The sequence below is a fragment of the Amycolatopsis magusensis genome (assembly GCF_017875555.1).
In the GTDB taxonomy this organism is placed as follows: Bacteria; Actinomycetota; Actinomycetes; order Mycobacteriales; family Pseudonocardiaceae; genus Amycolatopsis; species Amycolatopsis magusensis.
This window is the reverse complement of sequence record NZ_JAGGMS010000001.1, coordinates 421,035-447,202: the sequence shown is the minus strand read 5'-3', so window position 1 is coordinate 447,202 and position 26,168 is coordinate 421,035. Positions and strand designations below refer to the sequence as shown.

The following is a 26,168-nucleotide window of genomic DNA, read 5'->3' as shown; positions in this document are numbered from 1 at the left end:
CTCAGGTTAGGCTTTGCGCCCATGACGGGCGCCGAAATCACGCAGACGTTCCGAACCGCCATCGTGCCTGCCGCCGGGCTGGGCACTCGATTCCTGCCGACCACCAAGGCCGTGCCGAAAGAGCTGCTGCCGGTGGTCAACCGGCCGGGCATCGAGCTGGTCGCCGAAGAGGCCGCCGAAGCCGGTGCGAAGCGCCTGGTGATCGTCACCTCGCCGGGCAAGGAGTCGGTGGTCGACTACTTCCGGCCCGCCCCCGAGCTCGAGGAAACCCTGTCCGCCAAGGGCAAGACCGACCTGCTCGAGAAGATCCGCCGCGCTCCCGCCCTGCTCGAAGTCGACGTCGCCATCCAGAAGCAGGCGCTGGGCCTGGGCCACGCCGTCGCGCAGGCCGAACCGAACCTCACCGATGAGGACGAAGCCGTCGCCGTGCTGCTGCCGGACGACCTCGTGCTCCCGACCGGCGTGCTCTCCCGGATGGCCGCGGTGCGGGCGAAGGAGGGCGGCAGCGTGCTCTGCGCCTTCGACATCCCGCGCGAGCAGATCTCCCCCTATGGGGTGTTCGACGTGACCGACACGGAGGACCCCGATGTGAAGCGCGTGCACGGCATGGTGGAGAAGCCGAAGCCGGAGGACGCGCCGTCCACCTACGCCGCGGCCGGGCGATACCTGCTGGACAGGGCCATTTTCGACGCGCTGCGCCGCATCACCCCCGGTTCCGGCGGGGAGCTCCAGCTGACCGACGCGGTGGCCCTGCTGATCGCCGAGGGGCACCCGGTTCATGTGGTGGTCCACCGCGGCGGCAGGCACGATCTCGGGAACCCGGGCGGTTTCCTGCGGGCAGCCGTCGACTTCGCGCTCGACGACCCGGAGTACGGGCCGTCGCTGCGCACCTGGTTGACCGAACGAATCGAGAACGCGAGCCGATGACCGCCCCAGACGCGCCTGACGTCCCCGACGCGCCGAAACCCGCCGCGCCAGCGGAGGGTGTCGCGGAGGAACTCGCCGAGTTCCGCTCCGTCGACGCCCAGATCGCCCTCGCACTGGAAGCCGCGGTACGCCCGCGGCCGGTGCGCGTGGCGATCTCGGAGGCGCAGGGGCTGTTGTGCGCCGAGGAGGTCGTGGCCGAGCACGCGCTGCCCGGCTTCGACCAGGCGGCTGTCGACGGGTACGCGGTGCGCAGCGTGGACGTGCGCACGGCCGGCCAGGAACCGGTGCAGCTGCCGGTGGTCGGCGAGATCCCGGCCGGCTCGAGACAGCCGCGCCGGTTGCAGCCGGGCCAGGCCGTGCGCGTGGCGACCGGCGCCCCGCTGCCCACGCTCGCCGACGCCGTGGTGCCCACCGCCTACACCGATGGGCACCACGCGAAGGTGACCGTGCACAAGTCGGTGCCGTCGGCCGGGTACGTCCGGCGCACCGGCGAGGACGTGCAGATCGGCGACGTCGCGGTGCGCCAGGGCGACACCATCGGCTCGGCGCAGGTCGGCCTGCTCGCCGCGGTCGGCAAGGCGAAGGTGCTGGTCTACCCGCGGCCGCGGGTGTCCATTGTGTCCGTCGGGGACGAACTGGTGGACATCGACCGCACGCCGTCGGTCGGGCAGGTCTACGACGTGAACTCCTACGCGCTGGCCGCCGCGGCCCGCGACGCCGGAGCCGAGGTGAGCCGCGTCGGGATCGTCGCGAGCGACCCGAAGCGGCTGCGCGAGGTGGTCGAAGGCAGGCTGCTGATGTCCGAAGTGGTCGTGGTGGCCGGTGGTGCCGGCGGCAGTTCCGGCGACGAGGTGCACGCGGCGCTGTCCGAGCTGGGCCGCATCGACCTGACGCGGGTGGCCATGCACCCCGGCTCCGTGCAGGGGTTCGGCAGGCTCGGCCCGGACGCGGTGCCCACGTTCCTGATCCCCGGCAACCCGATGAGCGCGCTGGTGGTGTTCGAGGTACTGGTGCGCCCGTTGATCCGCGCGGCACGCGGCACGCGGAACCCGCACCGCCGCGTGGTCGGCGCGCGGCTGCTGTCGCCGATCACCTCCACCAAGGGGCGGAAGGGTTTCCTGCGCGGGCAGCTGCTGCGGGACGAGGCCAACGGCGAGTACCTGGTGCAGCCGCTCGGCACCTCCGGCGCGCACCTGCTGGCCTCGCTGGCGGAGGCGAACTGCCTGATCAACATCGACGAGGACCTCACCGAAGTGGCCGCGGGCGACGAGGTGAAGGTGACCTTCCTGGCGCAGCGCGGCTGACGGGGTGTCGCAGCTCTACGGCGTCGAAGGCCGGCATCCCGGGTGGCCGGCGAAGCTCGGCCCCCTCCGGGTGCCCGCGGGTGTGGTCGTGGTGCGGCCGGTGCGCCTGCGCGACGGTGGCGAGTGGAGCCGCACGCGGTTGCGGGATCGCGAGCACCTCGAGGAGTGGGAGCCCAGCGGCACCGGGACCTGGGCGGAGCGGAATTCGGTCTGGTCGTGGCCGCCGCAGTGGTCCGCGCTGCGCTCGCTGGCCCGGCGCGGGCAGTGCCTGCCGTTCACGATCACCGTCGACGGCCGCTTCGCCGGGCAGATTACCGTGGGAAATGTGATCAGAGCCTCGCTGCGGTCCGCGTGGGTCGGGTACTGGGTGTCCACTTCGGCCGTCCGGGGCGGCGTCGCGACGGCGGCGGTGGCGCTGGTGGTCGATCACGCCTTCGGGGTGTCCGGGCTGCACCGCATCGAGGCGACCGTGCGGCCGGAGAACACCGCGAGCGTCCGGGTGCTGACCAAGGCGGGCTTCCGGCAGGAGGGCCTGCTCCAGCGATACCTCGATGTGGCCGGTGACTGGCGCGACCACCTGCTCTTCGGCCTGACCGCGGAAGAAGCAGGCCCCGGGCTCACCGCTCGGCTGATCGCGGCCGGACTTGCTGACTACGAGTGAGCTTGCCGGGGGTCCGTTACCACATCAAACCGTTTTCACCTAATCCGGTGACAAGTTCCGGAATAAGAACCGGCGAGCCTTCCGGCGATCTGTTACTCCTGTGACTAACGTGACGAACGAAGGAGAGTTCACGTCGGGGGAGGTGACGGGAGATGCCAAGCTCGTTGATCATCGTCGCGCTGGCCGCGGCATGGCTCGTCGTCCTCGTGCCCATGATCGCGCGCAAGCGCCAGGAGATCGCGCGCACCGCCGACTCCGCGTTGGCCGCCAGGGTCGTGCGGAGCGGGAGCACACGCCACGAGGGGCGAGAGGAGTTCGCGATGTCCGAGACCGGGAAGCGCGACCATGACGCCGACGACGACGAGTACGACGAGGTCGACGCCGACCTCGAAGACGAGGTGGACGATCTCGACGACCTCGACGACGTGGAGCCCGCGGGCCGGGACCTGCCGCCGCTGCCGCAGCCGCGCGAGGGCAACCGCCAGTACCGGCCGGGCCGCGGTGGGTACGACCCGGAAGCCGCCGAGATCGCGGCCAGGGCGAAGTACGCCTACCGGCAGCGCGTGGTGGTCATCCTGCTGGTGCTCGCCGTGGTCACCGCCGGGCTGGCCGCGTTCCTGACGCCGCTGGTGTGGTGGGCGCACGGGGCGATCGACCTGGTGCTCGTCGGGTACCTCGCGTACCTGCGACGGCAGGTGCGGATCGAAAGCGAGATCCGGCAGCGCCGGTTGTCGCGCCTGAGCGCGGGCACGAGGGTCACCCGACGGCCCGCACGCGACGACGAGGACACGATGGCGGAGCCGGCGGCCCCGCGGCCGTCGCGCCGCGAGGTCCCGGAACGCAAGCCCTCGCCCACCTCCCGCCTGCGCCGGCACGCCGTCGTGGTCGACCCGGAGGACGAGGACCCCGCCTTCCACGAACTCGACGACCCAGGTCAGCGGTCCTTCCGCCGCGCCGTCGGCGAATAAGACCCCCCACCACGAGCGGCGCACAGCCACTGTTATGCTGAACGAGCTTTCAGGGGCTGTAGCGCAGTTGGTAGCGCGTCTCGTTCGCATCGAGAAGGTCAGGGGTTCGATTCCCCTCAGCTCCACAGATGGCAGGCTCGCGCTCGCGAAGAGCGCGAGCCTTTTCTGTTCCGCCGTGTTTTCTGGGAATGCAACCCCCAGACCCGCCCGGAGGGCTTCGCCCCCGGAACCCGTCGGTGGTCACCTTGTTCTGCCCCGCGCGCGATTTACGAGTGCGGGGCAGTGTGTTTCGCGACAGCGTTGGGGATGGTGCGGCGGCGCGGTGGGGGTTCGGCACAATGCCGGGATGGCTGCAGGATCGTTCGCCGAGTACCTGGCCGGGTTGGATGAGGGGGCGCTGACCGGGCTGTTGCGGGCGCGACCGGACGTGCGGATCGAACCGGTGCCGCGGGGGTTCGAGCAGTTGGCGCAACGGTTGAGTGCGCCGGAATCGCTGGCTGTGGCGCTGCGGTCGGTCGATCGGGACGCGCTCGTGGTCGGGCAGGCGGTGGCCGCGCTGGGGTCGCCTGCCGCGGTCGAGTCGGTGGCGCGCCTCGTCGAGGCATCGGAATCGGCTGTGCGCGTCGCGCTGGACGAGTTGTGCGGGCGTGGGCTGGCGTGGCCGGAGGCCGGGACGGTGCACCTGCCCGAGCGGTTGGCCGAGCACTGGGCGGCCGAGATCGGCGGTGGCCGGTCGCTCGCGGCGATCGCGCGGTCGGCGCTGCTCGCGGATCTGCGGACGTTGGCCGAGACCTTGGATATCGAGACGGCCGGAGTGCGCAAAACGGAGTTGGTCGCCCGGCTCGTCGAGGTGGTGTCCGATGTCCGCGCGATGGTCGACGTGGTGCGTGCGCTGCCCGCGCCCGCGCTGGACCGCGTGGACCAATTGCGCCACGGCTACGACGGTTATACCTCGTTTGGCATCGCTGAGAGCGCCGATCGCGTGCTGGCTGCCACGGGACTGGCGGTGCGCGTGAACAACCGGTGGGAGGTCCCCCGGGAGGTCCGCGTCGCGGCCTGGTTGTCGCAGCAGGACCTGCTGGTGACCGGACGGCCACCGATCGCTCCGGCCGCGGTCGAGACGAGGGCGGCACTGGTCACCGCACAGGCAGCGGTGCGGGACCTGCTCAGCGGCGTCACCGCGCTCCTGGACGAGGCGAGCTCGAATTCGATCGCGGCGTTGAAGAAGGGTGGCGTCGGGCCGCGGGAGCGGTCTCGGCTGGCTTCGCGGCTGACACTGCCGGCCGACCTGCTGGCGTTGGGGATCGACCTCACGTATGCGGCCGGCTTGCTGGGCCGGACGGGCACGGGTTACGCGCCGACCGAGCAGTACGAGAGGTGGCGGGAGGAGCCGCCGGCTCAGCAATGGGCCGAGCTGGCGACCGCGTGGTTCACCCTGGAGCACGCACCGACCAGCCGTGAGATCCAGGGAGACAAGGAACTCCCCTCGGCTTCGGAGGCGGGAGCGCTGCGGCGCGCCCTGCTGCGGGCGGCGCGCGACGGGCTTTCGGTTCGGGCCGTCGGTGCGGAGATCGATTGGTTCTTTCCCCTGCACGGCTATGAAAGCGCGCAGTTACCGGACAAAGTGGACGCTGCCGTGCGGGAGGCGGAACTGCTGGGCGTGGTCGCCACCGATGTGCTGACCGACTGCGGTGAGCAGCTGGTGGCTGTGCTCGATGGCGGGCCTGCCGACGCCGAGTCGGGGGATGGGGCCGATGGGCTGGCCGACCGGGTGGCCGGCGTGCTGGTGGAGACGCCGTGCACGGTGATCCTCCAGTCGGATCTGACCGCGGTGGTGTCCGGCCGGCCGACGGTGGCGGTCGCTCGGCTGCTCGGAGCAGCCGCCGTGAGCGAAGCCCGGGGCGCCGCGGAGGTGTGGCGGTTCAGCCCGGCCAGTGTCCGGGCGGCATTCGACGCGGGGTGGACCGCCGAGCGGTTGCGCACCGAACTGGCGGCGGTTTCGGCTCGTCCGCTGCCGCAATCGCTGGAGTACCTGATCGCGGATGTGGCCCGGCAGCACGGCAAGGTCCGGGTGCGGGGAATGCGCTCGTGCGTGGTCGCGGACGAAACCATGATCACCGAGATACTGCACACCCGGTCGCTGGCGAAACTGTCGCTGGCGCGGGTGGCGCCCACCGTGTTGTCCAGTCCGTACGAATTGGACGACCTGCTGGCGCGGTTGCGTGCGGCGGGACTCTCTCCGGTCGCCGAGGACGCCACGGGCACGGTGATCGTCGAGCAGCGGCAGGAGCACCGTGCGGCCGGACCCCGCCGCGCACTGGCGCGGACCGCGCCCAGGGCACGGCTGGGCGCGGCGGAGCTGGCGAAACACCTGCTCGCGGACCCGGAAGGGGAGGACGGCGCCCCGTCGGAGACGTTCGAGCGGCTGGCGCAGCTGGGTTCGCGCTTGACCGACGCCGAGCTGATCCTGCTGGCCGATGCGCTCGACCACGAGCGGGATGTGCTGATCACCTACCGGAACAAGACCGGTAACCGGACCGTGCGGGAAATCCAGCCGAACCAACTTTACGGCCGTTGGCTGGTCTCCTGGTGCCATTTGCGTGGCGCGGAGCGAGAATTCACGGTGGCCAACATCGAATCGGTCGCGCCCGTGGGCTGATGCCACGGATCATCCGGCGAGCGTGACCGCGGCCAGCTCCCGCCAGTCCGCTTCCGACCCTTCCCGTGCGACCTCGGTGAACCGCGCCTCACCGAGGTCGTGCCGCACGGCCTGCTCGATCCTCGCCGTGTCCGGCTGCGAACGGTCCGGTAGGCCCCGCACGCTGTGGGCCGCCGCGAGTAGCCGGGTGGCTTGCTCGTGCTGCCGCTCCCGCAGGGCCAGGTCCGCGATTCCGACGAGGGCCTGGGCGAGGAGCGGCGCGTAGCCCGCCTCGGAAGCCACCTCCAAAGCCGCGGCGTGGTGTGCGCGGGCTTCGCCGAGATCCTCGGCGAGGTAGCCCCGCAGGTTCTGGAGCACCGCGCGGACGTTCGTCCCCTCGGCATCCTCGCCCAGCATCGTGGTGGCCACGTCGAGTTGCCGGCGCGCCTGTCCGGTGTCACCGCGCCAGCGCGCGAGCTCCGCTTTCGCCAGCGCCAGTTCGGCCAGCAGGCTCGGCCAGACAACCCGTTCCGCGGCCAGCTGCGCTTCGGCCATCGCGGCCGCGCCGGCGGGCTCGTCACCCCGTAGGCAGTGCAACAGGGCCTGCTGCGCCCGGATCCGCACCATGTCTTCGAGGGCACCGACCTCGGTGACGACCACGGCCGCCTGTTCGTAGTACTCGTGCGCGCCCGCGAAATCACCGCGGACAGCGGTCCGGGTCGCCAGTTCGGCGAGGGCGAACGAGATGCCCCACCGCTCACCGAGCGCGCGGAACTCGTCGAGCGCCGCTTCGAAGTAGTCGTCAGCCTCCCGGCCCTCGTGCCCGATCGCCACCCGCACCTTGCCGAGGTGCAGCCGGGCCAGGGCGCGCACCCAGGGGTCCCCGTCGCCGAGCAGCGGTTCGAACGCCGAAGCGGCCGTCTCCGGCGCCTGCACCATGCGCTCCAGCGGACCGGTGAGCCTCAGTGCCGGGTGCGTGCCCCGCGCTCGCTTGCCGCTTTCGTAGGCCTGGTGGATCCACTTCGCCGCCTGGTGCTGGTCGCCCAGCCCGGCGGTCATGAAGGTGACGATGAACGCGTACACCACGGCACGGCTCTCGTCGTCCACCTCGCCGGGCACGGCCGTGGCCGCGGTGATCAGTTCGTTGCCCTCGGCCTTGTGCCTGCCGAGCCACCAGTACCACCCGGCGGCAGCGGCGAGCCGCATCGCCCCACGGGCTTCGCCTGCCGCGATCGCGCCGCGCATCGCGGCGGTGATGTTGTGGTGTTCCGCTTCGAGCGCGGCAAGCCAGTCCAGCTGCTCGGCGCGGCGGAGGTGCGGGTCCGCGGTTTCGGCGAGTTCGGTGAAGCACTCGAGGTGCGCGCGGCGCGCGAGGTCCGCTTCCCGTGCCTCCGCGAGCCGATGCCCGGCGTATTCCCTGATCATGCCGAGGATCCGGTAGCGCGGCGCCCGGCCGCCGTCGATGACCACCAGCGACTTCTCGGCCAGCGCGGTCAGCAGTTCGAGCACCTGCCCCGGCTCGACCGCGTCGCCCGCGCAGACCCGTTCGGCCGCTTCGAGGCTGGCCCCGCCCGCGAACACCGAGAGCCTGCGCAGCACCACTCGTTCGGCGTCGGAGAGCAGTTCCCAGCTCCAGTCGATCACCGCGCGCAGCGTCCGGTGCCGCGGCAGCGCGGTGCGGCTGCCCCCGGTGAGCAGGCGGAACCGGTCGTCGAGCCGGTTGGCGAGCTGGTCGAGCGACATCGTGCGCAACCTGGCCGCGGCGAGTTCGATGGCCAGCGGCATGCCGTCCAGCGCCCGGCAGATGCGTGCCATGGTCGACCGGCCGTCGGCGTCGATCGCGAGGTCGCTGCGGACCGCGCCGGCGCGCTCCCGCAGCAGCTGGACGGCGGGGGAGGACTCGATCTCAGCGGGACCCGCGTCCTCCGCGGGCAGGACCAGCGGCGCGACCGGCCACAGCGCCTCACCGAAGATGGCGAGCGGTTCCCGGCTGGTCGCGAGGATCCGCAGTCGTCGGCATTCCCCGAGCACCCGGTGGGCGAACGCCGCCGCGGACTCGATCACGTGCTCGCAGTTGTCCAGGATCAGCACCATCGACCGGTCCCGGACCGCGGCGACGAACCGCTCCACCGCCTCCGCGTCCGGCGCGTCGCTGAGCAGCCCGTCCCGCAGGCCGAGCGCGGCGAGCGCCGACTGCGCCACGTCACCGTCCACGCTGAGCGGCGCGAGTTCCACCAGCCAGGCGCCGTCCGGCAGGTCACCGAGCAGCGTGCGCGCGGTTTCCGTGGCCAGCCTGGTCTTCCCCGACCCACCGGGGCCGACCAGGGTGGTGAGGCGGTGCTCGGTGACGAGTTCGGCGACCGCGGCGACATCGGCGTCCTTGCCGACGTAGCTGGTCAGCTCGGCACGCAGGTTGGTCTTCCGCACCTCCGCCTGCCGTCCCAGCTCGCCCCGCAGCAACGCGACGTGCAACGCGGACAGTTCCGGTGACGGGTCCACGCCCAGCGTCTCGGCCAGTATTTCCCGCGTGCGCTGGTACACGAGCAGCGCCTCGGATTCGCGGCCGCTCGCGACCAGTGCCCGCATCAGCGCGGCGACCAGCCGTTCCCGCACCGGGTTCGCGGCCACGAGGTCGGCCAGTTCGGTGACCAGCTTCGCGCCGTGGCCGAGGCCGATCTCCGCGTCGTACCGGTCCTCCAGCGCGGTCAGTCGCAGGCCTTCGAGCCGCGTGACCGCCACGTCGAACATCGCGCTCTCCTGCAGGCCGACGTCCTGCATGGCCGCGCCGCGCCACAACGTGAGGGCCTCGCGCAGCTGCCGTGGGTCCTCGTCTTCGCGGGCCCGGCCGATGAGGCGCTCGAACCGCACGGCGTCGACGGCGTCGGGTTCCACCGCCAGCCGGTAGCCGTTCGGCTGGCCGTCGATCGAGCCTTCCGGCAGCACCTTCCGCAGCCGGGAAACCAGGCGTTGCAGGGCATTCGCGGCGTCGGCCGGCGGGTGCTCACCCCAGATCCAGTCGACGAGCGTCGCCTTCGGGACCACCTGCCCCGGGTCGAGCGCGAGCGCGGTCAGCAGCCCACGCAACCGGGCGCCCGGTACGTCGGCGAAGGTGCCGTCAGCCGTGCGCACCTCGAAAGAACCCAGCAACCCGATCTGCACCTGGCCGATCTTGCCACGGCCGTGCCCATGTCAGTGCCGTGTCAGGTACATGGCGGGGCCCCTCGGCCATCGTGGTGACAACAAACCACCACGAGAGGAATCCCGATGAGCCGGACGGTCTCCGTTCCCCACGGCCTCCCCATGGACCGCGACGCGGGCCCCTTCGACCCGCCCAGCGCGCTCACGGAGCTGCGCGAGGCCCGCCCGGTCAGCCCGATGATCTTCCCCGACGGCCACGAAGGCTGGCTCGTCACCGGGTACGAGGCGGTCCGCCAGCTGATGGCCGACACCCGGTTCAGCTCCCGGCAGGACCTCGGCATCGTGCACGTGCCGTACGAGACGCCGGGCATCCCGGCCGCCACCGAGCCGTCGCCGCCGCTGCCCGGCCTGTTCATCGCCATGGACCCACCGGAGCACGGCAGGCTGCGCCGCCGGCTCACCGGCGCCTTCACGGTGAAGCGCATGAAGCGGCTCGAAGAGCAGATCATCGAGATCACCGAGCGGCAGCTGGACGAGCTGGCGCGCCTGGCGCCGCCGGTCGACCTGGTCAAGGAGTTCGCGCTGCCGGTGCCGTCGCTGGTGATCTGCGAACTGCTCGGCGTGCCCTACGAAGACCGGGAGACCTTCCAGGTCAACTCCGCCCAGTTCATGGTCAAGGACCAGACGCTGGAGGAGAAGATGGGCGCGCTGGTCGCGATCAACACCTACCTCGCCGAGCTGGTCACCCGCAAGCGCGCCGAGCCGGGTGAGGACATCCTGTCGGACCTGGCCCGCCACGAGGACCTGACCATCGAGGAACTGGTCGGGGCCGCCTTCCTGCTGCTGCTCGCGGGCCACGAAACCACCGCGAACATGCTGTCGCTGGGCACTTTCGCGCTGTTGGAGCACCCGGAGCAACTGGCCGAGCTACGGGCCGACCCGGGGCTGGTGCCGAACGCCGTCGAGGAGCTCATGCGGTACCTGTCCGTGGCCGACATCTTCTACCGCTACGCCTCGGAGGACCTCGAACTCGGCGGCGAGACGATCGCCGAGGGCTCGACCGTGGTCGTCTCGCTGCTGGCTGCCAACCGCGATCCCGAGCGCTTCGAGAACCCGGACACGCTGGACTTCGGGCGCACGGCCCGCGGGCACCTGTCCTTCGGCCACGGCATCCACCAGTGCCTCGGGCAGCAGCTGGCTCGCATCGAGATGCGCGCGGGTTTCGAAGGACTGGTGCGCCGCTTCCCGGACCTCGCGCTCGCCGTCCCCGCCGACGAAGTGAAGCTGCGGACCGACATGAACATCTACGGCGTCCACGAACTGCCGGTCACGTGGACGAAGACGGCCGAGTAGTGGCGGGGTCGTAGGGGAAGGAGACGTGCTGGTGGACCATCTGCCACTGGCCGTGGCGCCGCTGGAAGATGCGCGTGCATCGTGAGCGGGATTCGGTGAAGGTGCCGTCCGGGAGTTCGGCGCGCAGGTGGTTGATGCCCCAGGCGACGGCGAGGTCGTCCCCGGCCAGTACCCGCAGGTCGGGGACGTGCCATTCGACGGCTCCGGTGCTCTGCTCGAGACCCGTCCGGCAGACCTCCCGGACGGCGGCGACGCCGGTGACCTGCAGCGGTGCTTCGTGTTCATAGGAGACGACGTCCTCGGCGATGTGGGACATCAAGCCGTCCAGGTCCTTGCGGTAGGTGCCGTCGAACCACTCCTCGTGGATCTCGCGGACGCGGGGCTCGCCGTCGGTCGACAGTGGGAACGAGTGGTGTTCGTGGGCGATCAGCCAGCGGCCGGACTTCCTGCGCAACCCGAAGGTCAGGCGCAGGCGCTGATCGCCGAGGTCGTCGGGCATGCCGCAGCGCAGCAGGGCGAAGGCGTAGGCCACGTCTTCGCCGGCGGTGATCTCCAGCGACTCGATCTCGAAGATCGCGCCGTTCGCCTGCCAGTCGAAGAAGGCGGGCCAGGTCTCCCGGTAGGCGGCGATCCCGCGCACGCCCTGCTGCGGCTCCGGCACGTCGAACATCACCACGTCCTCGGTGTGCCCGGCCAGCACGCCGTCCAGGTCGCACTGGTGCACCGCGGTCGCCCACTGCTCGATGAGGGTACGAATCTGTTCGCTCATACCCCTGTTACCCGGCGAACCGGCCGAACTCATCGCGCGACGGTGAGAATCTTCCCGAAGGTGTCCTCGGCGGGCAGCGCGCGCAGGATGGCGTGCGCGAGATTTGCCCGTGAGATCACGAAACCCCGCCGCACCCCGTCGTCGACCGCGGTCCGGTAGTCGCCGCGCGGGCCTTCGGTGAGCCGTGGCGGGCGGATGATCGTCCAGTCCACGGAACTCGCGCGGATCAGTTCTTCCATGCGGGTCATGTCGGCGAACGGGTGCCGCAGTACCCGCTGGACGATCGGTTTCACCAGCACCTTGGTTAGCGGGTCGTCGCCGTCGGTGGCCAGGCCGGAAGCGCTGACCACGACCAGCCGCCGGGTGCCCGCGGCGGTCATCGCGCGCAGGATGCTCGCGGTGCCTTCGGCGCAGATGGTGGTGGGGCCGCGGCCGTTCCGGGTGCCCAGCGCCGAGATCACCCCGTCGGCGCCGGCGACCGCCGGTTCGATCGCGGCCGGGTCGAGCGTGTCGGCTTCGACGACGGTCAGGTCGGTTCTCCCCAGTTTGGACGGGTCTCTGACCACGGCGGTGACCTGGTGCCCGGCCGCGCACGCCTGCTCGACGACGTGCTTGCCGGTGGCGCCGGTGGCCCCGAAAACGGTGAGTTTCATCTGCCCTCCAGGTTGGTGAGTGCTTACTAACCACTATAGTGGGTGAGCACTCACCAACGTGTCAACCAGTGTCCATCAGGAGGCGCCTTGAGTACGCGCGACCGGATCCTCGACGCCGCCGCGCAGGTGATGCGCAGCCACGGCCTGGCCAAGGCGACCACCAAGGAGATCGCCAAGGCGGCCGGGTTCTCCGAAGCCGCGCTGTACAAGCACTTCCGCGACAAGACCGACATGTTCCTCGCGGTGCTCGAAGAACGGATGCCGAGCGGCCTGGCCACGCTGATGGCCGGCCTGCAGAAGCGCGTCGGCGAAGACCCGGTCGAGGACGTGCTGGTCGAGTTCGCCCACGCCGCGATCGCCTTCTACGGGCAGACCTTCCCGATCGCGGCCTCGCTGTTCTCCGACCCGCACCTGCTCACCGCGCACCGCGACGTGGTGCACGACCGCGGCAAGGGCCCGCGCCACGTCGGCGACCTGCTCACCGCGTACCTCGAAGCCGAGCAGCGCGGCGGCCGGATCAGCGCGGAGGCCGACCCGCGCGCGACCGCGGACCTGCTGCTCGGTGCCTGCCTGCAACACGGTTTCCTGAGCAACTTCGACCAGCGGTACGACGACGAACCCACTCGGCGGAAGCTCGCCGAGACCTGGGTGCGCACCTTGCTCGAGGGGTCGGGGGCTTCTCGAGCGCGCGTAGAGCCACGTCCGTGACCCTTCCTGCATGCGAAAGATTGTTGCGAGCCTCTTCATCTCGCTGGACGGCGTGGTCGAGGCCCCCGAAACCTGGCAGGGACCGTTCTTCGACGACCGGATGGGAGAGGTCACCGGCGCCCGGTTCGCCGAGGCCGGCGCGCTCCTGCTCGGCCGCAAGACCTACGAGATCTTCGCCTCCCACTGGCCCAACGAGACCGAGGACGCGCTGGCCGGTGTGCTGAACAGCGTGCCGAAGCTGGTCCTGTCCACCACGCTGACCTCGGCCGACTGGACGCCGTCGACCGTGCTCAACGAGGACGCGGCGGCGAAGCTGGCCGAGGAGAAGGCCCGCGACGGCGGCGACATCCTGGTCTCCGGCAGCGTCAGCGTGGTCCGCTGGCTGCTCGCCGAGGGCCTGCTCGACGAGCTGGAGCTGCTGGTCCACCCGACCGTGCTGGGCAAGGGCGAGCGCCTGTTCGACGACACCCAGGTCAACTTCGAGGTGGTCGAGAGCGAGCAGTTCCCCGGCGGGGCGGTCCGCATCATCTACCGCCCGGTGGTTCGATGACCGGGTGAACCGGTGGTGGCCGAAGGGCCCGGCGGGCGACGTGGTGTCGGCCGGGCTCGTGCTGGCGCTCGTGCTGACCTACACCCTCGCGCAGGACGTGCCGCCGGGGCCGTGGGGGCTGGCGCTGATCGTGCTGAGCTGCGGGGTGCTGGCGGTGCGCCGCCGCTACCCGGTGCCGGTCGCGGTGGCCACCATGCTCGGCGTCGGGCTGTACTACCCGCTGATCGGCGCGGGCAGTCCCGTGCTGCTGACGTTGATGATCGCGCTGTACACGCTGTCGGCGCAGGGGTACCTGCGTGCCGCCGCGGTGGTCGCCGGGATCACCGTCGTGGCCACGCTGGCCGGTGAGCTGGCGAGCGCCACCCGGCACGTCGACGACGTCGCGATGGTCATGCTGCTCGGCTGGATCGTCGCCGTGCTCGCGCTCGGCAGGCTCAAGCGGCAGGTCGAACTCGGGCGCGAGGAAGAGGCCCGCCGCCGTGCCACCGAGGAACGGCTGCGCATCGCGCGTGAACTGCACGACGCGCTCGGGCACCACCTGTCGCTGATCACCGTCCAGGCCGGGGCGGCGCTGCACGCGAACGATCCCGGGCAGTCGACCGGCGCGCTGACCGCGATCAAGCAGGCGGGCCGGGAAGCCTTGCGGGAACTGCGATCCACGCTGGACGTGCTGAGAACGCCGGTGGACTCCGCGCCGGGGCTCGACCGGCTCGACGAGTTGTTCGGGCACGCGCGGGCGATGGGCCTGACGGTGACCGCCGAACTGGCCGAGCCGCGCCCGGTGCCGCCGGAGATCGGCCTCGCCGCCTACCGCATCGTGCAGGAAGCGCTGACCAACGCGATCCGCCACTCCGGCGCGAGTACGGTCGTGGTGCGGGTCCGGTACGGCGACGATGGTGAGCTGCGCGTGGAGATCGAGGACAACGGGTCCGGCGGGCCGATCACGCCCGGCCACGGCCTTCGCGGGATGCGCGAGCGGGTGCGGGCCGCGGGCGGGGAGTTGACCATGCCCGCGCGGGACACCGGTCTGGCCGTGCACGCCCGGCTGCCGATCGGCGGACGGCGGTGATCCGGGTCCTGCTGGCCGACGACCAGAACCTGGTCCGCGCCGGGTTCAAGTCCATTTTGGACGGCGAAGCCGACATCACCGTGGTCGGCGCGGCGGCGGACGGGGAAGCGGTGCTGGGCCTGGCCGCGGAACTGCGGCCGGACGTGGTGCTGATGGACATCCGGATGCCCCGCCTGGACGGCTTGGCGGCCACCCGGCGGATCCTCGGCGACCCCCGGCTCGCCGGGATCAAGGTGATCATCCTGACCACCTTCGACCTCGACGAGTACGTCTACGGCGCGTTGCGCGCGGGCGCCAGCGGCTTCCTGGTCAAGGACACCGAACCGACCGAGCTGATCCACGGCGTGCGGGTGGTCGCGCGCGGGGACGCGCTGCTCGCGCCCTCGGTCACCCGGCGGCTGATCGCCGAATTCGCCGGGCGGGTCACCCGGCCCGAACCGAGCCCGCGGCTGAACTCGCTGACCGAGCGCGAACGCGAGGTGATGACCCTGGTCGCGGCCGGGTTGTCGAACGACGAGATCGCCCGGCGGCTGGTGCTCAGCCCGGCCACCGCCAAGACCCACGTCAGCCGGATCATGACCAAAGTGGACGCTCGTGACCGCGCGCAACTGGTGGTGCTGGCCTACGAGGCGGCGATGGTGACACCCCGGTGGACACAACCCGGGTAGTACGGGATCGCCCGTAGGGAACAACTCCGGTGGTAGGGCGGGTCGGGCCGCCGGCATGACGACGCGACGGGGGTCGCTGCCCGAGCCTGTTCGCGTGAACACAACAGTGGTGGAACGAAGTTCGTTCGAACGGCTCGCGGGGTGGTCGCAACGGCACCGCCGGGTGGCCGTCCTGCTCTGGATCGTGGTGCTCGCCGCGATCACCTTCGCCTCGCAGGCCGTCGGCAGCGCCTACGAGGACGACCACGCGCTGCCGGGCACGGAATCCCAGCAACTGCAGGACCGCTACGGCGGGCAGGCCGGGGTGTCCGCGCAGATCGTGGTGCGCCACGAGAACGGCGTGCCGGCCGACCGGGTGGAGCGGATGCTCGCGCAGCTGCCCCATCTCGCCGGGCCGCCGAGCCCGCCGCAATTCTCCGAGGACGGCCGTACCGCCTATGCGAGTGTGCCGCTGGCCGAGGACATCCCGGTCGAGGACACCCGCCGCCTCATCGACACGGCGAAGGCGGCCGAGGGCGACGGGCTGACCGTCGCGCTGGGCGGGGACGCGATCCGGGCGGCGGCGGAAGGCGGTGGCGGACCGGCCGAAGGCGCGGGACTGCTGGCCTCGCTGGTGATCCTCGTGTTCATGTTCGGCTCGATCCTGGCCGCGAGCCTGCCGGTGCTCACCGCGGTGTTCGCGGTCGGCAGCTCGCTCGGCGTGATCGTGCTGGCGTCCCAGGTGTTCACCCTGCCCAGTTACGTGCCGTACCTGATGATGCTGGTCGGCCTCGGGGTCGGCATCGACTACGCGCTGCTGATCTTTTCCCGCTACCGCACGGAAATCCTGCGCGGGGTGGAGCGGGACGAGGCCACCAGGACGGCGTTGGACACCGCGGGCCGGTCGGTGTTGTTCGCCGGGCTCACGGTGATCATCGCGCTGGCCGGGTTGCTGGTGCTGGGCCTGGGTTCGCTGCGCGGGGTGGCGCTGGCGGTGGCGATGACCGTGCTGCTGACCATGGTCGCGGCGGTCACCCTGCTGCCCGCGTTGCTGACCGTGTTCGGCCGCCGCATCGAACGGGCGGTCACCAAACGCGGCAGGGCACCCGGCGACCGGTGGCGGAAGTGGGGTGCGCTGGTGCAACGCCGCCCGTGGGCGCCGCTGCTGCTCGCGGTGGCCGCGCTCGGCGTGCTTTCGCTGCCCGCGCTGGGGATGCGGCTCGGGTTCGCCGACGCCGGGACGGAGTCGCCGGAGCAGCCCACGCGCCAGGCGTACGACCTGCTCGCCGAGGGTTTCGGGCCGGGGTTCAACGGGCCGCTGATCGTGGTGGCCGAGGGTGGCGACCCGGCGGCGCTCTCGCGGGTCCTGGAGGACACGCCGGGGGTGGACACAAGTACGACCACCGGGGGAGCGGTCTCGACCACGCTCGTCTTCCCGGAGAGCGGACCGCAGGACGAGGCGACGCACGAACTGGTCACGCGGCTGCGTGGCGAGGTGCTGCCCGCGTTGGAGGCGCGGACCGGCGGTGAGTACCTGGTCGGCGGGTCGACGGCGGCGGCCGGCGACTTCGCCACCGCGGTCGCGGAGCGGCTGCCGTTGTTCATCGGCGTGGTGGTGCTGCTCTCGGCGTTGCTGCTGCTGGTGGTGTTCCGCTCGATCCTGGTGCCGGTGAAGGCGGCCGTGCTGAACCTGCTGAGCATCGGGGCTTCGCTCGGCGTGATCACGCTGGTCTTCGGCGAAGGCTGGTTCGGCGCGCAGCCCGGTCCGATCGAGGCCTTCGTGCCGGTGATGATCTTCGCGATCGTGTTCGGACTGTCCATGGACTACGAGGTCTTCCTGGTTTCTCGCATGCACGAGGAATGGCGGCGTTCCGGGGACGCGGCACGCGCGGTCCGCGAGGGACTGGCGAACACCGGCGGGGTGATCACCGCGGCCGCCGGGATCATGATCGTGGTGTTCGGCGCGTTCGTGCTCAGCGCGGACCGCATGCTCCAGCAGTTCGGCCTGGGACTGGCGGTCGCGGTGCTGCTGGACGCGGTGGTCATCCGTTGTCTGATCGTTCCCGCGGTGATGCGGCTGTTCGGGGCAAAAGCGTGGTGGCTGCCCACATGGCTGGATCGGCGGCTCCCCAAGGTCGCGCTGGAGCGGTAGAGAGGTCTGCATGCACATGACGCCGGACGAGTTCCGCACCTATGGCAAGCAGGTCGTCGACTGGATCGCCGATTACCGCGGTGGCATCGAGAATCACCCCGTGCGCGCGAAGGTCCGGCCGGGAGAGATCCGGGCCGGGCTGCCCGCGCACCCGCCGGATCGGGGCGAGCCGTTCGACCGGCTGCTGGCCGATCTGGACGAGCGGATCCTGCCCGGCGTCACGCACTGGCAGCACCCGGACTTCTTCGCCTACTTCCCGGCGAACGCGACCGGCCCGTCGATCCTCGGCGACCTGCTCTCGTCCGGGCTCGGGGTGCAGGGCATGGTGTGGGCGACCAGCCCGGCCTGCACCGAACTGGAGACCGTGGTGGTGGACTGGCTGGCGGAACTGCTCGGGCTGCCACCGGGTTTCCGCACCGACGGGCCCGGCGGCGGGGTCATCCAGGATTCGGCGTCGAGCGCGGCGCTGGTCGCGGTGCTCGCCGCACTGCACCGGGTCAGCGGCGGCACCGTCGGCGACGAGGGGATTTCCCGGCGGTACACCATCTACGTCACCTCGGAGACGCATTCCGCGCTGGAGAAGGCGGGCCGGATCACCGGGATCGGGGCGCGGAACGTGCGCGTGGTCGACGTCGATCCGTCGACGCTGGCGATGGATCCGGCGCACCTGGCGGCGTTGCTCGAAGCGGACACCGCCGCCGGGGCCGTGCCGGCCTTGGTGTGCGCGACCATCGGGACCACTTCGACCACGGCGATCGACCCGGTGGCCGCGATCGGCGAAGTGTGCCAGGCGCACGAAGTCTGGCTGCACGTCGACGCCGCGTACGCGGGAGTGGCCGCGGTGTGCCCGGAACTGCGGTGGATCAACGAAGGCGTGGCCGAGTACGTGGACTCGTACGCGACCAACCCGCACAAGTGGCTGCTGACCAACCACGACTGCACGGTGTTGTGGGTGACCGATCGCGCGCCGCTGATCGGCGCGTTGTCAATCCTGCCGGAGTTCCTGCGCAACCCGGCGACCGAATCCGGCGCGGTGATCGACTACCGCGACTGGCAGATCCCGCTCGGCCGCCGGTTCCGCGCGCTGAAGCTGTGGGCGGTGCTGCGGTGGTACGGCGCCGAAGGGCTGCGGGCGCACATCCGGTCCGGGATCGAACTGGCCGGCGGGTTCGCCGCGCTCGTCGCCGCGGACGACCGGTTCGAACTGCACGAGCCGCGCCACTTCGGCCTGGTGTGCTTCCGTCCGAAGTGGACCGACGAGCGGATCATGGCGTTGCTGGAGCGGTTGAACGAATCGGGCGAGCTCTACCTGAGCCACACCAGGGTGCACGGCAGGGTGACGCTGCGGTTCGCGGTGGGCAGCACGTCGACCACGGCCCAGCACGTCCGCGACGCCTGGGCGGCCATCACCGCCGCGGTGGCTCAGGCGGGCCCGAGGTAGGCCTCCAGGGTGACCGCCAGCGGCACGTCGATGGACGGCGCGAAGCTGGCTTTGGCGAGCCCGCCCCACAACCACAGCTCGGCCAGCCCGTGCAGGGCCGCCCACAGCGAGGCCGCGACCAGCCGCGGGTCGGTGTCGCCGGTCGACGCGGCGGCGGCCAGTTCCGCGAAGAAGTCGAAGACCGCACTGCTGGCGCGGACGAGTTCGGCGTCGCCGGTGTCGAGCAGGTCGTGCCGGAACATCAGCTCGAACATCGCCGGGTTCTCCAGCGCGAACCCGACGTACGCCCGGCACGCGGCGATCAGCCGCGCCCGCGGCCGACCGCCGGGCAACTCCTCGCGCCGGGCGTACAACTCGGTGAAGCCGGTGGCCGCGACCGCGGAGAGCAGTTCGGCGCGGCCGGCGAAGTGCCGCAGCGGAGCCCCGTGCGAGACGCCGGTGTGCTTCGCGATCCCGCGCAGCGTGACCGCCTCCACGCCCTCGGCGGCGAGCAGCGCGACCGCGCTCGCGATCAGGCGTTGCCGGGGAGCGGGGCGGAGATCCATGCCCTGATCTCGTCCGTGGAGATCGGCTGCAGTTCCGGGCGCTTCGGCAGGAAGCCGTCGCCGGGGGAGCGGCCGATCAGGCGGTTGCGGACGCGGGTGACGGCGACCGGGCGCACCACGTGCCACAGCCATTCCGCGTGCGCGCGGGTGTTCGGCCGGGCGGGATCTCCCGGCAGGTCGGCCAGCCAACTGGGCTCGAACGGCACCGCCAGCGCGTCGAGCAGGTGCGCGGCGAGGCGTCGGTGGCCGAGGTCGGACAGGTGCAGGCGGTCGCGGCCGAAGTAACGCAGGTCGTCGGCGGCGCGGTCGGGCCAGAGGTCGACCAGCCGGGCGCCGTACCCGGCGGCGGCCTCGCGGATGGCTTCGTTGAGTGACTCGATGCGCGGGCGCAAACGCTTGCCGAACGGCATCCGGTGCGAAATGTCGCTCAGCGTGAACACCACCACGTTCGGCGCCAGTTCGGTGACCCGGCGGACCGCGGTGTCCACGCGACGGGCGATCTCGGCGGAGCCGGAGCCGGTGAGCACGTCGTTGGCGCCGCCGAACAACGCCACGAGGTCGGGTTCGAGCGCGTTGAGCGCGGGCACCTGCTCCGCGGTGATCTGGTCCAGCCGCCGTCCGCGCACGCCCAGGTTGGCGTAGCGGAAGCCGGGCTCGTCCATGGCCAGCCGGGCGGCGGCGAGGTCGGCCCAGCCGCGGTAGCGCCCGCCCGCCGGGTGCGGGTCGTCGAGCCCTTCCGTGCAGCTGTCGCCGAGCGCGACAAAGCGTTCGTAACCCATTCATCTCTCCGTCACCGTGTGTTCAGCCGGGTCCCACTTTGTAGCAAACCGATGTAGACGGTGTCTACTTGTGGTTTGTTGGACCGCATGGAGCTGAGCGAACGGTTCGGGAGTTCGAGCGGTGAGGTGCGCTGGACCAGCGTGGGCGCCGGTCCGCCGCTGGTGCTGTTGCACGGGACGCCGTTCTCGGCGTTCGTCTGGCGGCGGTTCGCCGAGACGCTGGGCGAGTGGTGGCGGGTCTACCTGTGGGACATGCCCGGCTACGGCGGTTCGGCCAAGTTCGACGGCCAGGACGTGTCGCTGGCCGCGCAGGGCCGGGTGTTCGCCGAACTGCTGGCGCACTGGGACCTGGAGCGCCCGGCGGTGGTCGCGCACGACTTCGGTGGCGCGGTCGCGTTGCGCGCGCACCTGCTGCACGGCCGCGCGTACGAACGGCTCGCCGTGGTCGACCCGGTGGCGCTGGCGCCGTGGGGTTCGCCGTTCTTCCGGCTGGTGCGGGAGAACGCGGCGGTGTTCGAGCAGCTGCCGCCGTTCCTGCACGAGGCGCTGGTGCGGGAGTACGTCAACTCGGCCAGCTCGCCGGGCCTGCACCCGGACGTGCTGGCGCGGCTGGCCGAACCGTGGCTCGGCGAGGCGGGGCAGCCCGCGTTCTACCGGCAGATCGCGCAGGCGGACCAGCGCCACACCGACGAGGTCCAGCCGCGGTACCCGGAGCTGGACCTGCCGTTCCTGGTCTGCTGGGGTGCCGACGACCAGTGGATCCCACCGGCGAAGGCCACCGAACTGGCCGGCCTGGTGCCGGGTGCCCGCCTGCGGCTGATCGAGGGCGCCGGTCACCTCGTGCAGGAAGACAACCCGACAGCGCTGCTCGGCGCGCTACTGCCCTTCCTGCGTGCCGAACAGGGATGAATATTTACGAACGGTCGTGCTAATTTCTCGGGCATGACCGAACTGCTGATCAACGGGGTGTTCGTCGGGCAGCCCAGTGTGCTCGGGCACCAGCGCGGCGAGCCCGTGCTCAGTGGCATCACCAAGACCAGGACCGGCGAGGCGCGGCTCGAGCTGTCCGAGGTCAACCTCACCGGTGACGGCCAGGCCGACCTCAGCGTGCACGGCGGCCCGGACAAGGCGGTCTACGCCTACCCCGCCGAGCACTACGAGGGCTGGGTCGCCGACGCCTTCGACCTTGAGGCGGGCGCGGTCGGGGAGAACCTGTCGCTCCTTGGCGCACAGGAGGACACCATCCGCATCGGTGACGTCTTCTCCTGGGGCGAGGCACACGTGGAGGTCTCCCAGCCGCGGACGCCGTGCTACAAGCTCGGCATGAAGACCGGCCGGAAGGACATCATCCCGGCGATGATCGACTCCGGTCGCAGCGGCTGGTACCTGCGCGTGCGCCGGACCGGCACGGTGCCGACCACCGGTGCGCTCACCCTGCTCGACCGCGACGAGGCCAGCCCGACGATCAGCGAGCTCTACCTGATCCTCTACGCCAACCCGGCGAATCTGGACGACGAGCAGCGCGCGGCGTACCTGGAGCTGGCGCGCCGGGCGGTGAAGGCGCCCGCGCTGGCCGAGCAGTTCCGCCAGGGCCTGGCGGGCAAGCTGCTGCGGGTGGAAGCACGCGATGCCGGTTGACGGCAGGCTGGCGCGCGGAGACGCGACCCGGCAGGCGGTGCTCCGGCGCGCGATGGACGTCGCGTCGGTCGACGGGCTCGACGGGCTGTCCATCGGCGAGCTCGCCAAGGACCTGAACCTGAGCAAGAGCGGGGTTTTCGCGGTCTTCGGCTCGAAGGAGGAGCTGCAGCTCGCCACCATCGACGCGGCGAACGCGATCTTCACCGAGCAGGTGGTCGACCGGGTACCCGCCTCGGCGACCGGCGTGGACCGGTTCAGCGAGCTGTGCGAACGCTGGCTGGACTACTCGGAGAAGCGGATCTTCCCCGGCGGCTGCTTCTTCTTCCACACGTCCGCCGAATACGACGCGCGGGACGGGCGGGTGCACGACGCGCTGGTCGCGCGGAGCCGGAACTGGACCCGGCTGCTGGTCGACACCCTGCGCGCGGCCGACGTGGACGACGCGGAACAGGTCGTCTTCGAAGTCGAGGCGCTGGCTCGTACGGCCAACGCCTTCTCCGTGCTGCACGGGAGCCCCGACGCATACCGGCGGGCGCGGATCGGAATCCGCGCCCGCCTGGCCGAACTGCGCTGACTACTTCCAGTCGATCTGCGGCGACCGGTAGAAGTCGATGCCCTGGGCGCTCAGCCGCGGACCCTGCTTCGCCAGCCGGTCACGGTAGTTCTCCCAGTTGTGCTTGGCCTGCGGCGACCAGCCGAGTTCGGCGATCGCGGTCAGCCGCGGGAACGCCATGAACTCGATGTCCTCGATGTTCCGCAGGGTTTCCGACCACAGCGGGGCTTCCACGCCCAGCACGGACGACTCGGGCACACCGGGGACGAACGTGCCCGGGTCCCACTCGTACGCGGTCTTGACCTCGATGTAGCCGGCCCACTTCAGGCCCAGCTTGGTGTTCTCGTCGTACTTCATGTCCAGGTACGCCTTGTTGGCCGGCGAAACCAGGACCTTGCTGCCCCGCTTGACGGCCTCGGCCACCGCGGCGTCGCCGTCCGGCGTGCTCCACCAGTACTGCGGGGTGGTGGTGGCCGGCGAGTTGGCCTTGGCGATCTCGTGCCAGCCGAACGGCTTCTTGCCGTACTTGGCCGTCATCGGGATGACGCGCTCCATGAACTTCTTGAAGTCCTCGTCCGTGGTCGCGTGAGCCTCGTCCCCGCCGATGTGCAGGTACGGGCCGGGCGTCATGGCCGCCAGTTCGCGGATGACGTCCTCGACGAACTTGTAGGTCAGCTCGTCGTCGATGCACAGCGAGGAGTAGCCGACCTCGATGTCCGTGCGCGGCGCCGGGGCGACCCCGTCGCAGTTCAGCTCGGCGTAGGTGGACTGCGCGGCGTTGGTGTGCCCCGGCATGTCGATCTCGGGCACGATGGTGATCTGCCGTTCGGCCGCGTACTTGTTCAGCGCCGCGTAGTCGGCCTTGGTCAGGAAGCCCGCGCCGACGCCGTCCACGCCGGTGCCCGGGCCGCCGCCGACCGTGGTCAGCTTCGGCCAGCTGTCGATCTGGATGCGCCAGCCCTGGTCGTCGGTCAGGTGCAGGTGCAGGTAGTTGATCTTGTACTGGGCGATCTCGTCGATGTAGGTGCGGATCTCGTCCGGCGTGTGGAAGTGCCGGGCCAGGTCCAGGAACGCGCCGCGGTAGCCGAAGCGCGGGTAGTCCACGATCCGCCCGCCGGCCACCGACCAGGCGGTCCGCTGCGGGGTGTCGGCCTCGATCTTGGCGCCGAAGAGCTGGCGCAGCGACTGCACGCCGTTGAACAGCCCGGCCGCGGAGTTGGCTCGGATGGTCACCCCGGTGACGTTCGAGTCGAGCTGGTAGCCCTGGTCACCGATGCGCTGGTCGGCACCGCCGAGCAGCAGCGAGATGCCCGGGATCCACGAGGGGCCGGAGCTGACCTTGAGCGGGTAGCCGGTGGCCGGGCGCAGCAGCCCGGCGAGGTAGTCGCCGACCTGCTTGGCTTCCTTCGAACCCGGCTGGGTGTGGATGCGGCTGAGCGGGGTCAGCCAGAACTTGGTGTGCCCGTTGGGCTTGACTTCGACCGGCGCGGGCAGCACGTCGGTCAGCTGGGTTCCGCCCGCGGTCGACTGGGTGGCCGCCTCCTCGGGTGCCGCGGCGGCGGCTCCCGAAGTGGCCACCGTCGACACGGCCAGTACGGCCGCACCGAGCAAGGCGGACAAGGACAAACGCTTCCTCACGGAGCACCTCCGGCAGGGAGACTAAGAGTGCATAAAGGTATAGACCAATAACTCGGGCAGCACAACGGCCGTTGGAGGGGGTTGAGGAATTTCGCGGCGGTCGCCGGAACGGGGAATGCGTAACCGGACGATCACTCGCTGCGCAGGGTGGTGCGCAGCGCGTCAAGGACGGCGGGGTCCTCGATCGTCGAGGGAACCGGCTCGTCACGGCCGTCCGCGATACCCCGCATGGTCTTGCGGAGAATCTTGCCGGACCGGGTTTTCGGCAGCGCGTCCACAACCGACACGTCGCGGAATGCCGCCACCGGACCGATATCGCGGCGCACCGCGGCGACGAGTTCCTCGCGCAGCCGCTCGCCGTCAATGTCCACTCCGGACTTGAGCACGACGAAACCCCTGGGCAGCTGACCTTTCAGCGGATCACGCACGCCGATCACCGCGCATTCGGCCACCGCCGGGTGTGCGGCGAGCACGGCCTCCATCGAGCCGGTCGAAAGCCGGTGCCCGGCCACGTTGATGACGTCGTCGGTGCGGCCCATCACGAAGAGGTAGCCGTCTTCGTCGAGATAACCGGAATCGCCGGTGAGGTAATGCCCTTCGTAACGCGAGAGGTAAGCCTCGACGTATCGGTCGTCGTCGCCCCAAAGGGTCGGCAAAGTGCCGGGCGGCAAAGGGAGTTTGAGGGCGATGGCGCCTTCGCGCCCGGCGGGCAGGTCGTTGCCCTCCTGGTCCAGCACGCGCACGTCGTACCCGGGCACCGGCACGGTCGACGAACCCGGCTTCACCGGCATCGGCTCGATCCCGCGCAGGTTCGCCGAAATGGGCCAGCCGGTTTCGGTCTGCCACCAGTGGTCGATCACCGGGGTGCCGAGTTTCTCTTTCGCCCAGTGGTAAGTCTCGGGATCGAGTCGCTCACCGGCGAGGAACAAGGTGCCGAACTTCGACAGGTCGTACTTGGCCAGTTCGGCCGCGTCCGGGTCGACCTTCTTGATGGCGCGCAACGCGGTCGGCGCGGTGAACAGCGCCTGGACCCCGTGCTCGGCGATCACCCGCCAGAACGCGCCCGCGTCCGGGGTGCCGACCGGCTTGCCTTCGTAGAGCACGGTGGCCGCCCCGACCAGCAGCGGCGCGTAGACGATGTAGGAGTGGCCGACCACCCAGCCGACGTCGGAGGCGGTCCACCAGACGTCACCGGGGCCGATGTCGTAGATCGCGCCCATCGACCAGGCCAGCGCCACCGCGTGCCCGCCGGTGTCGCGCACGACGCCCTTCGGCTTGCCGGTGGTGCCCGAGGTGTAGAGGACGTACAGCGGATCGGTGGCGGCGACCGGCACCGGATCGGCCGGTGACGCGCCCGCGACCAGCTCGGTCCAGTCCACGTCACGCTCGCCGAGTTCGGCGCGGGCGGCGTCGCGCTGCAGCACCACGACCCGGTCCGGCTGGTGCTCGGTGCCCCGCAGGGCCTCTTCGATGATCGGCTTGTACTCGACCACCCGCGTGGGCTCGATGCCGCAGGACGCGGTCACGATGACCTTCGGCTTGGCGTCGTCGACGCGGGCCGCCAGCTCCTTGGGCGCGAAGCCGCCGAAGACCACCGAGTGCACCGCGCCGAGCCGCGCGCACGCGAGCATGGCGATCACCGCTTCGGGCACCATCGGCAGGTAGATGATCACCCGATCGCCGCGCTCGACACCGAGCGACCGCAGCGCCCCGGCGAACCGGGCGACGGCCTCGTGCAGCTCGCGGTAGGTGAAGCGGCGGGTCGTGCCGGTGACGGGGGAGTCGTAGATGAGCGCGGTCTGCTCGCCGCGGTCGGCGAGGTGCCGGTCCAGCGCGTTGTAGGACGTGTTCAGTTCGCCGTCGGGGAACCACCGGTAGAGCGGCGCGCGCGAGTCGTCCAGCGCCCTCGACGGCTTCCTGGTCCAGTCGATGCCCTCGGCGGCGGCCAGCCAGAAACCCTCGGGATCGGACATGCTCCGCTGGTAGGTTTCGGCGTACTGGGCCATCGGGGGGACCTCCTCGTTGACGATCCGGCAC

The 26,168-nt window shown here is 71.0% G+C and carries 22 protein-coding genes and 1 tRNA gene; 16 read left to right on the top strand and 7 right to left on the bottom strand.

The window, feature by feature from the left end:
* The first annotated feature begins 21 nt into the window (after positions 1-21).
* From JOM49_RS02025 to JOM49_RS02000, 6 genes are all read left to right on the top strand, one after another.
* Positions 22-927: a UTP--glucose-1-phosphate uridylyltransferase gene (locus tag JOM49_RS02025; RefSeq protein ID WP_209662560.1), complete on the top strand. Its 906-nt coding sequence runs from the start codon at positions 22-24 to the stop codon at positions 925-927.
* Positions 924-2,231, top strand: coding sequence for a molybdotransferase-like divisome protein Glp (gene glp / locus JOM49_RS02020; protein WP_245369211.1), 1,308 nt, complete (start codon positions 924-926; stop codon positions 2,229-2,231). The genes JOM49_RS02025 and glp overlap by 4 nt, the downstream gene beginning before the upstream one ends.
* A gap of 4 nt (positions 2,232-2,235) precedes the next feature.
* Complete coding sequence (locus JOM49_RS02015; protein ID WP_209662558.1) at positions 2,236-2,892, top strand: GNAT family N-acetyltransferase; 657 nt, start codon at positions 2,236-2,238, stop codon at positions 2,890-2,892.
* A 152-nt stretch (positions 2,893-3,044) separates the two neighbouring features.
* Entirely contained in the window at positions 3,045-3,860 is an 816-nt protein-coding gene (gene sepX, locus JOM49_RS02010) for a divisome protein SepX/GlpR (protein WP_209662557.1), read from the top strand.
* A 52-nt stretch (positions 3,861-3,912) separates the two neighbouring features.
* Positions 3,913-3,985, top strand: a tRNA-Ala gene (locus tag JOM49_RS02005).
* 221 nt (positions 3,986-4,206) lie between these two features.
* Positions 4,207-6,519, top strand: a complete 2,313-nt coding sequence (locus JOM49_RS02000) for a helicase-associated domain-containing protein (RefSeq protein ID WP_209662555.1) — start codon at positions 4,207-4,209, stop codon at positions 6,517-6,519.
* A gap of 9 nt (positions 6,520-6,528) precedes the next feature.
* On the opposite strand, the gene JOM49_RS01995 is transcribed toward JOM49_RS02000, so the two are convergent.
* Positions 6,529-9,657 (bottom strand): AfsR/SARP family transcriptional regulator, encoded by a 3,129-nt coding sequence (locus tag JOM49_RS01995; protein ID WP_209662553.1) that lies wholly within the window; start codon positions 9,655-9,657, stop codon positions 6,529-6,531.
* A gap of 105 nt (positions 9,658-9,762) precedes the next feature.
* Here JOM49_RS01995 and JOM49_RS01990 point away from each other — a divergent pair, with 105 nt between their 5' ends.
* Positions 9,763-10,989, top strand: coding sequence for a cytochrome P450 (locus JOM49_RS01990; RefSeq protein WP_209662551.1), 1,227 nt, complete (start codon positions 9,763-9,765; stop codon positions 10,987-10,989).
* Here JOM49_RS01990 and JOM49_RS01985 read toward each other — a convergent pair.
* Positions 10,964-11,758 (bottom strand): nuclear transport factor 2 family protein, encoded by a 795-nt coding sequence (locus tag JOM49_RS01985; protein WP_209662549.1) that lies wholly within the window; start codon positions 11,756-11,758, stop codon positions 10,964-10,966. The genes JOM49_RS01990 and JOM49_RS01985 overlap by 26 nt on opposite strands.
* A 29-nt stretch (positions 11,759-11,787) precedes the next feature.
* A complete protein-coding gene (locus tag JOM49_RS01980; RefSeq protein WP_209662547.1) occupies positions 11,788-12,411 on the bottom strand; it encodes an NAD(P)-dependent oxidoreductase in 624 nt (207 codons plus the stop codon).
* An 87-nt stretch (positions 12,412-12,498) separates the two neighbouring features.
* Between JOM49_RS01980 and JOM49_RS01975 the strand changes: the two genes are divergently transcribed.
* From JOM49_RS01975 to JOM49_RS01950, 6 genes are all read left to right on the top strand, one after another.
* Positions 12,499-13,119 carry a TetR/AcrR family transcriptional regulator gene (locus tag JOM49_RS01975; protein WP_209662545.1) on the top strand — a complete coding sequence of 207 codons (621 nt, stop codon included), beginning with the start codon at positions 12,499-12,501 and terminating at the stop codon, positions 13,117-13,119.
* A gap of 10 nt (positions 13,120-13,129) precedes the next feature.
* Entirely contained in the window at positions 13,130-13,669 is a 540-nt protein-coding gene (locus JOM49_RS01970) for a dihydrofolate reductase family protein (RefSeq protein ID WP_209662543.1), read from the top strand.
* A 4-nt stretch (positions 13,670-13,673) separates the two neighbouring features.
* Positions 13,674-14,738 (top strand): sensor histidine kinase, encoded by a 1,065-nt coding sequence (locus JOM49_RS43990; RefSeq protein WP_209662542.1) that lies wholly within the window; start codon positions 13,674-13,676, stop codon positions 14,736-14,738.
* Positions 14,735-15,406, top strand: coding sequence for a response regulator (locus JOM49_RS01960; protein WP_209662541.1), 672 nt, complete (start codon positions 14,735-14,737; stop codon positions 15,404-15,406). The genes JOM49_RS43990 and JOM49_RS01960 overlap by 4 nt, the downstream gene beginning before the upstream one ends.
* Positions 15,407-15,500: 94 nt before the next feature.
* Positions 15,501-17,537 carry an MMPL family transporter gene (locus JOM49_RS01955; RefSeq protein ID WP_308158623.1) on the top strand — a complete coding sequence of 679 codons (2,037 nt, stop codon included), beginning with the start codon at positions 15,501-15,503 and terminating at the stop codon, positions 17,535-17,537.
* Between the two features lie 16 nt (positions 17,538-17,553).
* Positions 17,554-18,978 (top strand): pyridoxal-dependent decarboxylase, encoded by a 1,425-nt coding sequence (locus JOM49_RS01950; RefSeq protein ID WP_209670681.1) that lies wholly within the window; start codon positions 17,554-17,556, stop codon positions 18,976-18,978.
* Here the strand turns inward: JOM49_RS01950 and JOM49_RS01945 are convergent.
* Positions 18,960-19,523, bottom strand: coding sequence for a TetR/AcrR family transcriptional regulator (locus JOM49_RS01945; RefSeq protein WP_209662539.1), 564 nt, complete (start codon positions 19,521-19,523; stop codon positions 18,960-18,962). The two genes, JOM49_RS01950 and JOM49_RS01945, sit on opposite strands and share 19 nt — an antisense overlap.
* Entirely contained in the window at positions 19,490-20,302 is an 813-nt protein-coding gene (locus JOM49_RS01940) for an SGNH/GDSL hydrolase family protein (RefSeq protein ID WP_209662538.1), read from the bottom strand. The genes JOM49_RS01945 and JOM49_RS01940 overlap by 34 nt, the downstream gene beginning before the upstream one ends.
* An 87-nt stretch (positions 20,303-20,389) precedes the next feature.
* On the opposite strand from JOM49_RS01940, the gene JOM49_RS01935 reads away from it, so the two are divergent.
* Genes JOM49_RS01935 through JOM49_RS01925 form a run of 3 tightly spaced genes read left to right on the top strand, consistent with a single transcriptional unit; the run spans position 20,390 to position 22,514 of the window.
* A complete protein-coding gene (locus JOM49_RS01935) occupies positions 20,390-21,211 on the top strand; it encodes an alpha/beta fold hydrolase (protein ID WP_209662537.1) in 822 nt (273 codons plus the stop codon).
* A gap of 33 nt (positions 21,212-21,244) precedes the next feature.
* Positions 21,245-21,940 (top strand): MOSC domain-containing protein, encoded by a 696-nt coding sequence (locus JOM49_RS01930; protein WP_209662536.1) that lies wholly within the window; start codon positions 21,245-21,247, stop codon positions 21,938-21,940.
* Entirely contained in the window at positions 21,930-22,514 is a 585-nt protein-coding gene (locus tag JOM49_RS01925) for a TetR/AcrR family transcriptional regulator (RefSeq protein ID WP_209662535.1), read from the top strand. Before JOM49_RS01930 ends, JOM49_RS01925 begins: the two co-directional genes overlap by 11 nt.
* On the opposite strand, the gene JOM49_RS01920 is transcribed toward JOM49_RS01925, so the two are convergent.
* Complete coding sequence (locus JOM49_RS01920; protein WP_209662533.1) at positions 22,515-24,131, bottom strand: beta-N-acetylhexosaminidase; 1,617 nt, start codon at positions 24,129-24,131, stop codon at positions 22,515-22,517.
* A gap of 131 nt (positions 24,132-24,262) precedes the next feature.
* Complete coding sequence (locus tag JOM49_RS01915; RefSeq protein WP_209662531.1) at positions 24,263-26,137, bottom strand: propionyl-CoA synthetase; 1,875 nt, start codon at positions 26,135-26,137, stop codon at positions 24,263-24,265.
* Positions 26,138-26,168: the final 31 nt, after the last annotated feature.